Annotated in this window: 12 protein-coding genes; 5 read left to right on the forward strand and 7 right to left on the reverse strand. The window is 40.6% G+C overall.

Annotation, left to right across the window (positions count from 1 at the left end):
• Nucleotides 1-83: 83 nt before the first annotated feature.
• A complete protein-coding gene (locus ACH3Z1_RS03040; RefSeq protein WP_490820367.1) occupies nucleotides 84-1,025 on the forward strand; it encodes an aldose 1-epimerase in 942 nt (313 codons plus the stop codon).
• Between the two features lie 67 nt (nucleotides 1,026-1,092).
• Here ACH3Z1_RS03040 and ACH3Z1_RS03045 read toward each other — a convergent pair whose 3' ends face one another.
• A complete protein-coding gene (locus ACH3Z1_RS03045; protein ID WP_490820368.1) occupies nucleotides 1,093-1,479 on the reverse strand; it encodes a RidA family protein in 387 nt (128 codons plus the stop codon).
• Between the two features lie 67 nt (nucleotides 1,480-1,546).
• On the opposite strand from ACH3Z1_RS03045, the gene ACH3Z1_RS03050 reads away from it, so the two are divergent.
• The 4 genes from ACH3Z1_RS03050 to ACH3Z1_RS03065 all read left to right on the forward strand — a co-directional run bounded on the left by ACH3Z1_RS03050 (nucleotide 1,547) and on the right by ACH3Z1_RS03065 (nucleotide 4,796).
• Entirely contained in the window at nucleotides 1,547-2,170 is a 624-nt protein-coding gene (locus ACH3Z1_RS03050) for a 3-hydroxyacyl-CoA dehydrogenase family protein (protein ID WP_490820369.1), read from the forward strand.
• Nucleotides 2,167-2,841, forward strand: coding sequence for a tRNA (adenosine(37)-N6)-threonylcarbamoyltransferase complex dimerization subunit type 1 TsaB (tsaB, locus tag ACH3Z1_RS03055; RefSeq protein ID WP_490820372.1), 675 nt, complete (start codon nucleotides 2,167-2,169; stop codon nucleotides 2,839-2,841). Before ACH3Z1_RS03050 ends, tsaB begins: the two co-directional genes overlap by 4 nt.
• Nucleotides 2,842-3,011: 170 nt before the next feature.
• Entirely contained in the window at nucleotides 3,012-3,293 is a 282-nt protein-coding gene (locus ACH3Z1_RS03060) for an ArsR/SmtB family transcription factor (RefSeq protein WP_490820373.1), read from the forward strand.
• Between the two features lie 87 nt (nucleotides 3,294-3,380).
• Nucleotides 3,381-4,796 (forward strand): MBL fold metallo-hydrolase, encoded by a 1,416-nt coding sequence (locus tag ACH3Z1_RS03065; protein ID WP_490820375.1) that lies wholly within the window; start codon nucleotides 3,381-3,383, stop codon nucleotides 4,794-4,796.
• 67 nt (nucleotides 4,797-4,863) lie between these two features.
• Here the strand turns inward: ACH3Z1_RS03065 and ACH3Z1_RS03070 are convergent, their stop codons facing one another.
• From ACH3Z1_RS03070 to ACH3Z1_RS03095, 6 genes are all read right to left on the reverse strand, one after another.
• Nucleotides 4,864-5,778, reverse strand: coding sequence for a lysophospholipid acyltransferase family protein (locus tag ACH3Z1_RS03070; protein ID WP_490821233.1), 915 nt, complete (start codon nucleotides 5,776-5,778; stop codon nucleotides 4,864-4,866).
• Between the two features lie 45 nt (nucleotides 5,779-5,823).
• Nucleotides 5,824-7,419, reverse strand: a complete 1,596-nt coding sequence (gene nadB, locus ACH3Z1_RS03075) for an L-aspartate oxidase (protein WP_490820377.1) — start codon at nucleotides 7,417-7,419, stop codon at nucleotides 5,824-5,826.
• 94 nt (nucleotides 7,420-7,513) lie between these two features.
• On the reverse strand, nucleotides 7,514-9,523 hold the full coding sequence (gene ispG / locus ACH3Z1_RS03080) for a (E)-4-hydroxy-3-methylbut-2-enyl-diphosphate synthase (protein WP_490820378.1): 2,010 nt from the start codon (nucleotides 9,521-9,523) through the stop codon (nucleotides 7,514-7,516).
• Between the two features lie 270 nt (nucleotides 9,524-9,793).
• Nucleotides 9,794-10,633, reverse strand: coding sequence for a DNA damage-inducible protein D (gene dinD, locus ACH3Z1_RS03085; protein ID WP_490820379.1), 840 nt, complete (start codon nucleotides 10,631-10,633; stop codon nucleotides 9,794-9,796).
• A gap of 1,202 nt (nucleotides 10,634-11,835) precedes the next feature.
• Nucleotides 11,836-12,531 (reverse strand): M48 family metallopeptidase, encoded by a 696-nt coding sequence (locus ACH3Z1_RS03090; RefSeq protein WP_490820380.1) that lies wholly within the window; start codon nucleotides 12,529-12,531, stop codon nucleotides 11,836-11,838.
• Nucleotides 12,531-15,758 (reverse strand): type I restriction endonuclease subunit R, encoded by a 3,228-nt coding sequence (locus tag ACH3Z1_RS03095; RefSeq protein ID WP_490820381.1) that lies wholly within the window; start codon nucleotides 15,756-15,758, stop codon nucleotides 12,531-12,533. Before ACH3Z1_RS03095 ends, ACH3Z1_RS03090 begins: the two co-directional genes overlap by 1 nt.
• Nucleotides 15,759-15,872: the final 114 nt, after the last annotated feature.

Genomic DNA, 15,872 nt, shown 5'->3' on the forward strand with positions numbered 1-15,872 from the left:
CACTGAATGGCAAATTTACAGCTTTCAGCCGAATGGTTAACAATCGTTAGTTTTTTGATGGCTAAGTTTACAAAAACAACCAGATGTCATTCAGCATACAGGAAAAAGGAATCAATAGCCAGCAAACGATCACACTTTGTGATGACCATACAGGAACCCATGCAGAAATATTTTGCTTTGGGGGTTTATTAAATGCATTCACCATACAATCGGAAGGCCGTTCCGTGAATGTAATTGATGGTTTTAAGGATGTGGATGATGCGAAAGCCACAATGAACAATGGTTTTAAAAGCGCTAAACTCAGCCCCTTTGTCTGTAGAATGCGGGACGGTAAATACCGGTTTGAAGACACCGATTTCAAAATAGAAGGCTTTTACTTAAATGGACATGCCATTCATGGTTTATTATGCCATGCAGTGTTTGAACCAACTGATATGGGAACCGATAACGGTAAAGCATGGGTAACATTAACGCATCAATATAAAGCAACAGATAAAGGTTATCCTTTTCCGTATACCATAGCCGTTACCTGGACCCTGCACAATAACCATTACCTGACTGTAAGTACTAGTATCACAAATGAACACGATGCTGTGATTCCGTTTTCAGATGGCTGGCATCCTTATTTCTCAACAGACACTTCTATCGATCATTCCATTCTTTCATTCAATACCAGCAGGAAACTGGTATTTGATGATGAACTGGTACCAACAGGTGCAGAAGAAAAAGACGATCGTTTTTTAGCGGGTGCTTTACTCGATGGTATTGAACTCGACAATTGTTTTGTATTACCCGATCATGAAAAAGGCCATTGTATATTAAAAGGGAAAAAAGTAAGCATAAGCATTGAACCAGATGCTGCTTATCCTTATCTCCAGATTTATACGCCAGCACATCGTAAGAGTATTGCCATTGAAAATCTTACTGCTGCCCCGGATGCATTTAATAATAAAATGGGGCTGCGTTATCTGCAACCGGGTGAAACAGTTGTATGTAGTACAGGTTATCGGATAACATTATTATAAGCCAAACCCTGCACGGGGTTTAAATCCTGTGCAGGGTTTGTTGCCTATTTAGAGGGAGGGAAGCTTATTATAAATCCACCACCGCAATCATACTGATCTCTACATTCACATTCCTGGGTAATGTTTTTACAGCCACTGTTTCTCGGGCAGGATAATCGCCTTTGAAATAAGCGCCATACACTTCATTTACTGCTGCAAAATGTCCCATATCGCTCAGGAAAATGGTAGTCTTCACCACATGTTCAAATGTAATATGCGCTTCTTCCAGCACTGCTGCCAGGTTTTGCATCACCCGATGGGTTTCTGTTTTCAGATCGCTGGTTAACAGTTCGCCTGTTGCCGGATCAAAAGCTACCTGTCCGCTGAGGTATACCATACCATTGGCTTTAACCGCCTGGTTATAGGGTCCGATGGGTGCTGGTGCTTTAGGGGTGTTGATGATTTGTTTAGACATGGTCTCTTTTCTTTTGTGACTGGCAAATTGCTGTTTTTCTATCAACCCACCAACCTAAATTTGCAGCATGCAAATAGTGGTCAGGGCTTCGGCACAACAGCAACAGGCATTTTTATCAAAAGCATTACCAGCCAATAGTCGCATTTACTGGTATGACAGCGATGTTTTACCCGAAAAAGCCGATGCCTGGTTCGACCTTTGTTATGAAGAAGAAGGCCCTGCATTTAAAGAGCTTACAGATACTGTCGTTTTTGCGAATGCAGTATTATCTATTTCAAATGAGTTACCTGACAATTATGTTCGTATCAATGCATGGAATGGTTTTCTGGAAAGACCTGTTACAGAAATTGCAACGGTAAGCCATGCAGATGCTGTGAAAACATTGATGAACAAGCTGGGTTGGTCATTTACCCTTGTGCCAGATGTTCCCGGAATGATTGCAGCGAGAATCATTGCTATGATTATTAACGAAGCCTATTTTACCTGGGGTGATGATGTCAGCAGCAAAACAGATATTGATACCGCCATGAAACTCGGCACCAATTATCCGTATGGTCCGTTTGAGTGGTGCGAAAAAATTGGTGTCAGCAATATTTATCAATTATTAAGTATGCTTTCCAAAGAAGATGAACGTTATACCCCGGCACCCGCATTGGTGAATGAAGTTGCCCAACTCAACACGAAACCATGAGTTATATACTGAATATCGATACCGCCACAGCAACTGCAGGGGTTTGCCTGAGTAAGGATAATGATGTGCTGGCTATTTTAACCAGTACTGATCAAAAAAATCATGCTTCTTTTATCCAGCCGGCGATTGCCTCGGTTATGCAGCAAACAGGCATTGCATTAACTGATCTTGCAGCCATTGCTGTTACCGGTGGACCAGGTAGTTATACAGGATTGAGGGTTGGAATGGCTACCGCAAAAGGCATTTGTTTTTCACTGGACAAGCCGCTGATTGTTGTTAATACACTGGAAGTGATGGCGACGGCAGCCATCAAAAATGCTGATGAAGAAGTACAGTTATTTTGCCCATTAATCGATGCCAGAAGAATGGAAGTTTTTACAGCAGTATATGACCGTTCATTACAAAGCAGACTTTCACCACAAGCGATGGTGCTGGAAGAGCAATCGTTTGCAGCTTTGCTGGATACAGCCGTTGTACAGTTTTCGGGAAGTGGAATGGAAAAATTAAGCAAAATTTCAGGTCACCCGAATGCAAGGTTTTCCGCTATACAACATGATGCAGGTGATTTGGCCCAACTTTCGTTCAAAGCCTTTACCAGTGCACATTTTGCAGACCTCGCCTATAGCGAACCTTTATACCTCAAGGCTTTTTTCGACACCTCAAAAAAATAGCATTTTCAGGGATTGCTTGATGGTATATAAAAAATATACTATAAAAACTATAAAGATTTGTATATCTTTATCAGTGCAATTTTAGTTTGTTAACCCCCCATCATAACTTAATTGTCATGAGCCAATCATTGCAATCTGTTGTTTTAAACAACGGGAAAAACGCGATAAAGGTGGACTTTCTTCACACGAAGAAAGCGGCCCTTATCCTGCGGTCCATCAATCACAAACTCCGACAGCAAATCATCAAATTACTTGACGATCATCAAAAAATGACGGTTACGGAAATTTATGTGAAGCTTCGCCTGGAGCAGTCTGTAGCCTCGCAACACCTCGCTATCCTTAGGCGAGCCGGTATTGTAAGTACTACAAGAGACGGTAAATTCATCTTCTATTCCGTAAACTACAGTCGATTAACCGAAGTGGTCGGTTTTGTAGAATCACTGGTTGGTTGACAGTTTAACTGACATTACGCCTGTTTTTCCGTAATTGATAAGGGTCTGGCCTGATCCTTGGTCATATCTTTGCCTAAACTCGCGAATATGTTTGTAAAGCAACTATATACCGGCTGCCTGAGTGAAGCAGCTTATTATATTGAAAGCAACGGTATTGCCGCTGTTATAGACCCTTTGCGCGATATTGAAGAATACCTTAGTCTCGCCAAAGAACGTAACAGCAGTATCCGTTATATTTTCGAAACGCATTTCCATGCCGATTTTGTAAGTGGACATCTGGATCTGGCTGCTGCAACCGGAGCCACTATCGTATATGGCCCGGGTACCCAAACCAGCTTCCCTGTGCATGTGGCAAAAGATGGAGAAGTATTTGAGATCGGAAAGTTGCATGTAGAAGTATTACATACGCCTGGCCATACCATGGAAAGCAGTTGTTATCTGCTGAAAAATGAGGAAGGGAAAGATTATGCCATTTTCACCGGTGATACCTTATTTGTAGGCGATGTAGGTCGCCCCGACCTGGCACAAAAAACCAATGAACTTACCATGGACGATCTGGCAGGCATGATGTATGAAAGCCTGCAAAACAAAATCATGCCATTGGCAGACGATGTAATTGTTTACCCTGCACACGGTGCGGGCAGCAGTTGTGGCAAAAACCTCGGACCCGAAACATTCAGCACCATCGGCGAACAAAAAGCAAACAACTATGCTTTGCAGCAACAAAGCAAAGAAGACTTTATTAAAGCGGTTACAGACGGACTTGCCGCACCACCACAGTACTTCCCTATTAATGCCCGCATCAATAAAGAAGGATATGACAGCCTCGATGCAGTGCTGGCCAAAGGAATGACGGCACTGGATATTCCTGCTTTCAAAAAGAAAATCAAAGAAGCGAATGTGATCATTGTTGATACCAGAAAAGCAACTGTATTTACCGAAGGCTTTATTCCAGGCTCCATCTTTATCGGTCTTGAAGGCCGCTTTGCAGAATGGGCAGGCAGCCTGCTTCCCTTCGACCAGGAAATTGTGTTAGTGACGGATGAAGGAAAAGAAAAAGAAACCATCGTAAGACTGGCGCGCGTAGGTTTTGAAAAGTTTGCCGGTTATCTGTCAGGTGGCTTTGAGCAATGGAAAAACAATGGCGAACCTACTGATATGATTATTGATGTGGAAGCCGATGAACTGGCCATGGATATGCCCTTCGATGATCAACTGGTGATTGTTGACGTAAGAAAAGTACCCGAATTTGCAGATGGTCATATCAAGGAAGCACTCAATATTCCGCTTGATGAATTAAGCGATCCGGGAAGCATGGCACATCTTGAAGACAACCACAACATTTATGTTCACTGTGCCGGTGGTTACAGAAGTGTAATTGCAGCATCACTGATGAAAAGACAAGGCATACATAACCTCAGAAATGTTGTAGGCGGCTGGGGTAAGATAAAAGAACTCAACGATAAGTTTAAGTTCGAAAAATCTAAAGAAGTTTTGAATTGATGTCAGATGTCGGATGTCGGATTTAACAATATCCCAAATCTGACATCTGAGATCCGACATCCAAAATCTACTCCACCATCAGGTGCTTGTACTTCTCGTACTCATGCGACCATTTCCATCTTCTGTGGCTCCATAAATAGTTGGCTGGAGTTTTACGGACAGAGTCCTCTACTTTTTTTACGAGCAATTTAGTAAGTGCCCCGTCGGCATACTGGCCGGGTTCTGTGGTGATCAATTCGAAATCGAGTTTGTAATAACCTCGTTTTACTTTATAAAAGTGTGCATATACAATCGCTGTATTGTTCAATTTGGCTCCTTTCTCCGGACCACGTGCAAAAGGAGCGGGTTTGCCGAAGAATGAGGTCCAGTAAGCTTTTGCGGGATTACCCGGATTCTGGTCCGCTACCAACCCAAGGGCATAGCGATTTTTGGCATAGAAATGAAAGTTATTCTTGAACTCATTGGCCGGTACCAGTAAGGTTCCAAATTTGGTGCGCAGCTTATAAATTAATTTGTCAAAGGTTTTATTACTCAATGGCATGTATACGCCGATAAAAGGAAATTGACTGTCAAGCGATACCCCCAGGTTTGCAAATTCCCAGTTGAAATAATGTCCTGAAACAATCTGCACATTCTGATTTCCGGTATACAAATTATTCAGCACATCGATATTTACTGTAAACCTTTTTCTGAATGCTGTTTCAGAAACAGAAAGCAACTTGATGGTTTCAATGAAACTATCTATAAAATTGTGATAAAAATCTTTGGCTATGCGTGTACGTGCTGCTTCGGTTTTTTCGGGGAAAGCAATGGCGAGATTCTGGAGTACTACTTTTTTCCTGTACCCGATGACATAATACACCAGCAGGTATAATCCATCGCTTATGAAATACAATACCCGCCATGGCAACAACGACAAAAGATAAAAGAGTCCGTAAACGATGGGGTACATGATGTATTTTTTGATCTCGGATTTTTTGATCTCAGATTTAAAATCGACAAATCAAAGATTAAAAAATCAAAAAAATTATAAAATAATATTTTGCAGCAGTTCACTTTTCTCCTGGTGGTCGGTATTATAGTGTAGCCCCCTGCTTTCTTTTCTGAATTGTGCGCCTTTTACAATGAGATAACCCACTGTAATAAGGTTGCGTAGTTCACATAACTGTGGTGATACTTTGGTGGAACGATACAGCTCCTCAGTTTCAGCGAACAATAAATCAAGGCGTTTCATGGCTCTTTCCAAACGTACGTCTGTTCTTACAATACCAACATAATCACTCATGATTTGCTGCAATTCTTTCAGGCTCTGTGTAATGAGAATCATCTCTCTCGGGTCTGTTGTACCTGTTGTTTTCCAGTCTGGAATGGTTTCTTCAAATGAAATATGTTCAAGGGCATTAATACTATCGAGGTAACAGCGATGACCAAATACCATGGCTTCCAGTAAGCTGTTGCTCGCTAACCTGTTTGCGCCATGTAAACCTGTACTAGCACATTCGCCACAGGCATACAGATGCCGTACAGAAGTTCGGCCCCATTCATCGGTTTTAATACCGCCACAGCTATAATGTGCAGCAGGTGCAACAGGTATCATCTGCTGCATGACATCGATACCGATGCTCAGACATTTTTCATAAATATTCGGGAAGTGATGGATAAATTTTTCTCTATCCATATGCCTGCAATCAAGGTACACATGTTCGGTACCTGTTTTTTTCATTTCATTATCGATGGCACGGGCTACAATATCGCGGGGAGCAAGGTCTTTCCGTGCATCATACCGCTCCATAAACGCTTCCCCGTTTTTATTACGCAGTATACCACCATCGCCTCTTACTGCTTCTGTAATGAGAAAGGAAGGAGAAGTGCCGGGTTCATAGAGTGCAGTTGGGTGAAACTGGATAAACTCCATGTTCTCGATTCTTCCTTTCGCACGGTATACCATGGCAATACCATCGCCTGTGGCAATTTTAGGATTCGTAGTCGTGCGATAAGCCTGTCCGCAACCACCGGTAGCAAGCAAAGTAATTTTTGCGAGTATCTTTTCAATCTGGTTGGTATGAAGATTCAGCACATAAACACCATAGCAGGTAATATCGGTGGTTGATTTGGTTACCAGAAAACCCAGGTGGTGTTGCGTAAGAATATCAACCACAAAACAGTGATTGATCAGCTCAATATTGGGAACGCTTTTCAACTCCTCCAGTAATGCACGTTCCATTTCCTGACCGGTAACATCTTTGTGATGCAGAATCCTGTTTTCACTGTGTCCGCCTTCCTTACCTAAACTGTATTCTCCTTTTTCATCCTTATCAAACTCTGCTCCGTAAGCAATGATTTCTTTGATTCTTTCCGGTCCTTCTTTCACTACTATTTCTACAATGGCGGAATTGCATAAGCCGTCACCCGCAATAAGTGTGTCTTCAATATGTTTATCGTAGCTGTCTCTGTTTTCGTCCCAGACACCTGCTATACCTCCCTGTGCATATTTGGTATTGGTTTCATCGGCCTGGGTTTTGGTGATGACCGTAATTTTTTTGTCAGGGAAATAACGTGCTGTTTTAAGTGCATAGGTTAACCCTGCAATACCTGATCCTATAACGAGAAAGTCTGTTTGCATAAATTATTATCTCTCCTGTCTGTATTTCTTTTTCTCCTTACCCCGGACTTGAGTCCGGGGTAAGGAGAAAAAGAAATATTGAAACAAGGTTATTTTAAGATGCAGGTTCTACCCATGCACCATTTTCTTTTAAAATATTGATCAGCTCTTCCACTGCCACTTCACTCTCTACATTTCTTTTCACCACATCCTTGCCCTTATACAGCGTAATCTTTCCTACACCACTACCCACATACCCAAAATCGGCATCTGCCATTTCACCCGGACCATTTACAATGCAACCCATGATCGCAATTTTTACGCCTTTCAGGTGGTTGGTTACCGATCGGATTTTTGCGGTAGTTTCCTGTAAGTCGAACAGGGTTCTGCCACAGCTCGGACAGGATATATATTCTGTTTTGGAAATGCGTGTACGGGTGGCCTGTAATATGCTGAATGCGGTGGCGTTTACAAACTGTTCAACAGATGTGTTCGATACATAATTTCTTCCACTGGTATCTGAACTCACCGATGTTGCCTGCTCATAACTCTTACCGGTCATACCAAAACAAACACCATCACCAAAACCATCCAGTAACAAAGCTCCTGCTTCTGTGGCATAATGAATCAGGTGTTCATCGGTTGTTTGCCAGTTACTGTCTACAATGAGCACAACCGGGTTCTGTATTTTCTGTTCCTGCAGTTCCACAAACATTCTTCTCACCGAAGGCATGGCGTGTTCGTTGGTACTGCTTAAACAGAGAACCACCGTTTTATCTGCTCCCAGTTGTTGCAACTGTTCGGCTGGTGGAATGCTGCCATCGTTATAACAATCAATCATCACAAAATTCAGCGTCTTACTCCTGTCCGGATTGCTGAGGTATCCATTGATATCATCAATCGGACAATATTTTTCCTGATCCTTAGCCTGCTTCCAGGTGGGGGGATACACAATTATTTTTAAGGTGCCGGGTAAGGCAAAATTCAATAACTGATCGCCGGTGAAAATGCAATCGGCTGCTGTATCGCTGATATTCCACTTATCTGTATCAGCATCATAGGTATAACCCACTCTTTCCAGCGTGGCAGGGGTTATTTTTCCTGCTTTACTCAGATCGGCCACTACAATGGGCACCTGCTTGCCTCCGATATTTCCTACTTCAAAACTTTCTCTACGCTGGTAGTTGAAGGGGTTATAGGTTATTTTATCGATGACAGGTATATGTTTTGTTGTTCTTTCTTTAGCCGTATATCTTTTTACCAGATCGCGGCAAACAGGTATCTCAAATTCAGGATCCTCGGTTAAGCTAACCCTAACCGTATCGCCGATACCATCTTCCAGTAATGTGCCGATGCCTGCTGCACTTTTTACACGACCATCTTCTCCGTCGCCGGCTTCTGTTACACCCAGGTGCAGGGGGTAACATTCACCAAACTCAGCATCCATCTGCTGTATGAGTAAACGATAAGCCTGTACCATCACCTGCGGATTGCTGGCTTTCATGCTCAGTACAATATTGTGATAGCTTTCGTAGCGGGCGATGCGTAAAAACTCCATGGCACTTTCTACCATACCCATGGGTGTATCGCCATAACGGCTCATGATACGATCGCTGAGTGAACCATGGTTGGTGCCGATACGCATGGCTGTTCCATGTTCTTTACAGATGCGTACCAGAGGTGTAAACTTCTCCTGGATTCTCTCTATTTCCTCTGCATAATCGGCATCGGTATATTCTATGAGTTCAAATTTCTTTTTGTCAACATAGTTACCGGGGTTAACCCTTACTTTCTCTACAATTCTGGCGGCTATTTCAGCAGCATTGGGGGTGAAATGAATATCGGCCACCAATGGAGTAGCATAACCTCTGCGGCGCAGTTCATTTTTAATATGCAAGAGGTTTTCAGCCTCTTTTTTACTCGGAGCCGTAATGCGTACCAGTTCGGCACCGGCTTCTATACAACGGATACTCTGTTCTACCGTGGCAAGGGTATCCATGGTATCGGTGGTGGTCATGGTTTGCAGGCGGATGGGGTGAAAATTACCCAATAAAAGATCGCCTACACGTACTTCCCTGGTTTTTAATCGTTTATATTCCGTTAGGGAATGACAATATGCCTGCATAAATGAGATATGAGTTACAAATTTAACAGGAAAAGGGCAGAATGGTTGCGATCGGTTGTAAACTGTTCCCGAGGTCAAATAACCTGGTTGGTTCAACTTTAAGTAAGGAATAACTGATGTAACAGCAGCTGCCATACAGGTAGCCTGCTTCAGAAACAATCCCGATACCGACCATTTTGTTGACGTCAACAAAATGGTCAGAAACTGCTTCATCATTGGCTTTACGGCTATTTCATTTTTTCAGAGAAAGCGGTGTTCATGATACTACTATTATTTCCTTTTCAATTTTTTCTTTGAAATTTCGGTATCAGCCGACTTTACTCTCCGCTCTAATTTTTTGATATCTTCTTCAGGAGGCAATGCTTCCGGTTTAATACCACTTTTACCCAATAACCCTCTTACATCTTTATTGTTTTTTACATGTTCACTAACAATACTTTTCTCTCCTTTCAGGTTATTTTTCTTTACATTAAAATTGGTGATTTCAGTAGCCAATTGTTTGGCTGTGATAGTAATGGTGGGCAGGAAATCGGCCAAAGGTCTTTTTTCTGCAATACCCAATTTTCTTTTCATAGCACTGGTGTTATGGCCGCCAAATAAGGCCCAATCGCCTTTACTGCGAATATTAGCAAAACCCTTGCTATCAACACCCCTTTCATACACATTTTTTGACAACTCATTTTCAGTAGCTGCCAGTTTTTCTCTTGCCCTTATCCTTTCATTGAGTTGTATTCGCTCTTCCAGTAATTCCTGTTTACGGGTCTGGATAGCAAAATAACTTTGAGCAAAAGCTATGGGTTCTTTTTTTGGATCACCATTCTGAGCAATCAGGTAACATGCATACCGAGTGAGCATAATATCATCAACAGACTTCTCCGCTCCGGAACCAATTCCGACCATTTTGTTGACGTCAACAAAATGGTCAGAAACCGCTTCACCAGTGGTTTTGCAGCTTTCTTTTGCTTTATCAACTACGTTTAAAAAATTGCGCCATTCTGCATACCCCAAAAGGGTTTGAAGTTCACGTGCAAGCCAGTAATCAATACCGTCTTCTTCATAAGCATACTCTTCAAAAGTTCTGCTCAATTGTATAATGGTTGCTTTTTCCATATTGTTTATTTACAATCATCTGATGTTCGTTTCACCCGAATGTAATAACAAAATACCATGAAAAACAGCATTTAGACGGTTTGCTATTATTGATAGAATGATTGCCTGAATAATTAGAAATCACGCAACATATGATACACTTTTTCTCATACAGCCAGCATAATCAGTAAATAGTTATTCATGCTGCATCATGTATGATGATGCCTCTTTGCAGATGAGCACATCAGGAAAAATACCACTGACTTCATAAGGGAACAACTTATTTTTTTCTGACAATAAAACACAGTTTCACACCAATTGACCAGCTTTTTCAAGACGATGCGACCAGTAAAGTTTTTCAGTATAAGACATTCGGTATTTTTTCGAACTTGGCAGGCACCATCGCCGTACTTTCTTCGGGATTTCTTCGGGGTTTGTTCGGGAGCGCTTCGGGCGTTCCCGAAGGATTTCCGAAGCGGCTTCGGGAATTACCGAAGAAAACGCTAAGAACGCTTGAAGCAGGTACGGTGATGATACGGCGATGGTATAAACAAAACCCGAAGCATCAACCAGTTTACACGAATAATCAGCGCTAAGGGGTAGTTTTCCCGAAGAGAAATCGATGATCTTTTCTTTTCCAAGGATTTACCTGTTTTGAAAATAGCGTAGCTAAATGGGGCTTAAAATGCCAATGCCGGCAACCCCATCATTCGTTGGGGTGAGAATGGTCTGTCATCTACTCAATACCATATTTGTCTCTGAACATACCATAGTAGGAGCTTCACAGATTATAAGACATTGGCATTTCAATTTGTCGGTCTGCAGAGGACAAACTTTTGGAAAATGATTTTCGTATTATTGGGCAGATCGTCTCTGCCATTTTACCCCTCTGAAAACAGTCGTTTTTCACCCAAAAACACAAGAAGCTAATGCGTTTAGTATCAGTTGGTTACTCAGACCAACAACACAGTATGTACACAGTTTAACACTAAAACAGTGTTATGGGCTGTTGGGATAGTGTATTAGTTATGTTGTAAAGCTGAGTAAAACCTCTACGGTTTGCGAAACAGGATGGGTAAAGTGGACAAAATAGGATTGACTTTATTGGAGAGTTATAACAGATTCTGTTGTTAGATAGTAATAAACTTGCTTGGGTTATAGCAAACTCCGGAGACAAGGGAGTTTTGGAAAGTTTCGGAACTTTCCAAAAGTTAGCCTTCATTTTAAGCTAATAATTTCTCAAGTTTCATTTTCCACTTTTCCCAGTCTCTCATTTCCTTAGTCTGTAAGTCTATAAATTTCTGTGTATGGTCATGATGTATTAAGTGACATAGTTCATGTACAATCACATATTCAATACAACCTTTGGGTGCTTTAATCAGTTCTGGATTTAAAATAATTTTCCCTTTTGGTGTGCAACTTCCCCAACGTGTTGGCATTTCTCTTACAACAATAGAATCAGGTTCTACTTTGTATTTTTTGAATTGATCGATTAGCGATGCAGCAATTAAATGAAATTTTGTCCGGGCATGTTGTAAATACCAGTCATTGAGCAAGCCCTTTGCTCTGGACTTTTCATTGGCCATCACTTCAATAAACTTTCCTTTTAGCTTAACAGACTCCTGTTTCCCTATTTGAACCTGTAAACGATATTGTCTTCCTAAATACAAATGAGTTTCCCCGCTTATATATTTTCTTTTAGGTGTTTTTGGCTGAAAGGAAAGAAAGAAGCTTTGTTGCTTTATTATCCAAGGCGCTTTTTTCCTTATTGCCTCTCTCACTTTTTCCAAGTTTATGCCTATCGGTGCTTTTACCAACACTTCTATTTCAGGAGTAACTGTAATGCCAAGTGATTTTCGGTCTGAATACTCCAATCGAAAATCTATGGTTTTACTTCCAAATTGTATAGCTGCTGTCATTACTTATAACGGATTTTAGCGACCTCAATACAGTCTTCTGCAATCTTATCCATGTCTTTAAATGACAGGTCTACCTTGTATTTATCCCGCACTTCGTCAATCAGGTAATCCCCTATTTCAATGAGCAATTTTCCGGTAATGTTTGTCTTGTATTGCCAGTCAATAATAGCTTTCTCATTATCTAAAACAGCATTTTGAATCAGGTCATCAATTTGTAAAGCAGCCTGGGTTGAAACTTCTTTACGAATTATGTTGTCCTGGATTTTTTCAGATAATGCTTCCACTGTTAAACCATAGAATGCTTTAGCTATATCTCTATCTTTCAGTTGCTCTGGAATATCATTATCAGTATGAGCCAAAACATTATTCATGATATTTTGAACATTACTCAGATATTTCGCTTCGCTGATTCGTTTAGCTTCATAGTCTGCTATTGTCTCTTTCAGCATTTGAGAAAACTTTTTATAAAAAGCCGGATCCTCATCCATTTTTTCTGTTATATGCTTGGCTGTTCTGCTCGCAATTTTATCTGCTTTGGCAGCTTTGCCTATAGTATTTTCTACTTCTTGCTGAAATTTATCTTTATCAAAAATGTTCACCAGTTCTGTGATGGTTTTAATCTTTTCTGTGGTGATATGTGTATCAATCAGTTTTTGTATTTGCCCTTCAAATTGTTTGTAGTCAATTTCATCGCTGTATCTTTCTACGACTGCTAAACGCAACTTCAAGAACATGGCCAAATCTTCTTTATACCGGTTGATCACCCTTTCTTCTACTTCTTTATGAAACTGAATGGAAGATAATGCCAGTTTTAAACTCTTGGCAAATGCAGCCAGTTTGTCATAAAACAGTACACGGACCACTTCATCTTTCAATAATTGCTGATAGGCTTCCGCATCACGCTTATTGGCAATAGTTTTAAATATATCCCAAAGGTTTGAATGCTTTTGTGGCAGTTTTTTAATTTCATCAGAAATATTGGTCAGCGTTCCCGCTAAGTCTTCTTCATCAAAATCTTCAAATGAAGAGTACAACCGTAAAGCCTCATCTAAATGTTCAATTACACCATAATAGTCTATGATGTAACCAAACTCCTTATCAGGGTAAATTCTATTTACCCTTGCAATGGCTTGCAAGAGTTTGTGACTTTGTAAATTTCTCGTGAGATATAAAACCGTATTTTTCGGCTCATCAAAACCAGTAAGTAATTTATCAACTACTATAATTATCTCAGGATCTTTTTGGTTTTTAAATCGATTGATTATGTTCTTTTCATAGGTCTTTGAATTGCCATGCTCATCCATCATCTTTTTCCAAAACTGATTTTCTTTTTCGGTAGACTTTTCATAAGCACTTTCTTCACCCTCTCGTTCATCTATTGATGATATCAATACTTCACTACTTACAATACCTATTTCATCCAAATACTCTTTGTATTTAATAGCATTCACTTTTTTATCACAAACCAACTGAGCTTTGAATGGTGTTCTCCCTTGCCAGTTGTCACGAAAATGATAGCTAATATCCCATGCAATCATTCTCATTTTCTGCTCGGCTGAATTCAAATGATCATATCGGGCAAATTTCTTCTTGATATCTGCTCTTTGGTATTCGGTTAAAGGCTCAGATACCATACCAAAGAAAGTGTCAATCGGGCTTGCATTTACATCCTGCAAAGCCAATCTTCCTTCATAAAGTAATGGAACAACCGATTGGTCTTTAACTGCCTGGTCAACAGTATAGGCATCAATTACACCACCGAATTTCGCTGCTGTGCTTTTGTCTTTCTTAAAAAGTGGCGTTCCTGTCATGGCAATAAAGCAAGCATTCGGCAAAGTCTTTTGCATGTCAATATTAAAAGTACCATGTTGTGTACGGTGTCCTTCATCTACTAATACAAAAATGTTTTGACTCTGTAAGGGGTTACTAATTTTCTTTACTGCAGCAACAAACTTGTTGATGATAGTGGTTACTACAGCATCACTTTTACTTTCTAATAACTCCACTAATCGTTGCCCTGTGGTTGCATTTTCTACAAACATGCCGCACTTTCTAAAAGTATTGGTAATTTGGTTATCCAAATCGGTTCTGTCTGTTACCAATACGATTTTAGGATTGCGGATACTTGGTTCCATAGCAATGGCTTGTGCCAACATCACCATGGTCAACGACTTTCCACTTCCTTGTGTATGCCAGATTACACCGCCCTTTCGTTTCCCGTTTGTTACAGTTATTATGCGCTGCATGGATTTCTTAATGGCGAAAAACTGCTGGTAACGGGCTACTTTCTTTTCTCCATTGTCAAATAAAATGTAATTGAAAATAATATCCATCAATCGTTCAGGACGACACAAGCCAAACAAATAATGATCCTGCTCGGTTGGCAGAATTTTTTCTTGCTCCAGTACATCAAAGTATTGCCGAACGTATTTAAAGCGGTCTGAAAACAGTTGTTCTTTTATTGAAACTGAAAGTGGTTTGTTTTTGAGTTCCTCTAATTTGTTTTTGAAGTTGTGCTCTTCCTCATCATTGCTGAATTTCTCTTGCCATTTTGCCCAAAATTTTTCGGGTGTGGCGTTGGTTGCATAAGCTGCCTCTTGTGTGGCAATGCTCAATATCAATTGCGAAAAAATATATAGATTTCTAATCCCATCTTCTTGTTGGTTGCGTAAATGCTGACTGATTGCCTGCTTCAACGGCTCTTTCATATCAGGTCGCTTGCACTCAATAATGCATAGTGGAATGCCATTTATGAACAATACCAAATCCGGACGGTAATGCTCTTTGCTGGCACTTCGAATAACACTGAATTCTTCGGTTACATGAAATACATTGTTGTTGATGTTTTTCCAGTCAATGTATTGAAGGGTGAAGCTCTTCTTATCGCCATCTATACTTTGCTCCAATGCCTGTCCTAAAGTGAGTAGGTTGTAGACCTTTTCACTGGCTACCATATAGCCCTCATTCATAGGCAGGTTTTTCAAAACCTGTATGCCCCGCTCAATATTTTCGTCGGTAAAAATGCTGGTTTTAGTGGCACTTACCCTGATGCTGTTAATTTCTTTCAATTGTTTTCGCAAAACGTCTTCCAACAAGACATTAGTGGTTTTGCCCCCTCTTTGCCTCTCGGCTTCTGATGGACTTAAATAGGTATAACCCAAATTCACCAACATCTGTAATGCCGGAACCTGGCTGATATGGTCTTCTTTAAAACTCGGCGTGTCCATTATTTTCTAATTTTTTTAAGAACCGGATGCTAATTACAGAGAATCTTTAACTGTATATAGACAATTAGCTGTTTATACTTATTCATTTCTTCTAATAATCCTTCTAATAGACCT

It is taken from the genome of Sediminibacterium sp. FW305-C-49, from assembly GCF_058231085.1.

Coding starts and splice junctions, on each gene's coding strand:
- nadB (WP_490820377.1), bottom strand. CDS start 7,419: ATGCAAACAGACTTTCTCGTTATAGGATCAGGTATTGCAGGGTTAACC.
- ACH3Z1_RS03090 (WP_490820380.1), bottom strand. CDS start 12,531: ATGACAGCAGCTATACAATTTGGAAGTAAAACCATAGATTTTCGATTG.
- ACH3Z1_RS03045 (WP_490820368.1), bottom strand. CDS start 1,479: ATGTCTAAACAAATCATCAACACCCCTAAAGCACCAGCACCCATCGGA.
- ispG (WP_490820378.1), bottom strand. CDS start 9,523: ATGCAGGCATATTGTCATTCCCTAACGGAATATAAACGATTAAAAACC.
- dinD (WP_490820379.1), bottom strand. CDS start 10,633: ATGGAAAAAGCAACCATTATACAATTGAGCAGAACTTTTGAAGAGTAT.
- ACH3Z1_RS03040 (WP_490820367.1), top strand. CDS start 84: ATGTCATTCAGCATACAGGAAAAAGGAATCAATAGCCAGCAAACGATC.
- ACH3Z1_RS03065 (WP_490820375.1), top strand. CDS start 3,381: ATGTTTGTAAAGCAACTATATACCGGCTGCCTGAGTGAAGCAGCTTAT.
- tsaB (WP_490820372.1), top strand. CDS start 2,167: ATGAGTTATATACTGAATATCGATACCGCCACAGCAACTGCAGGGGTT.
- ACH3Z1_RS03050 (WP_490820369.1), top strand. CDS start 1,547: ATGCAAATAGTGGTCAGGGCTTCGGCACAACAGCAACAGGCATTTTTA.
- ACH3Z1_RS03095 (WP_490820381.1), bottom strand. CDS start 15,758: ATGGACACGCCGAGTTTTAAAGAAGACCATATCAGCCAGGTTCCGGCA.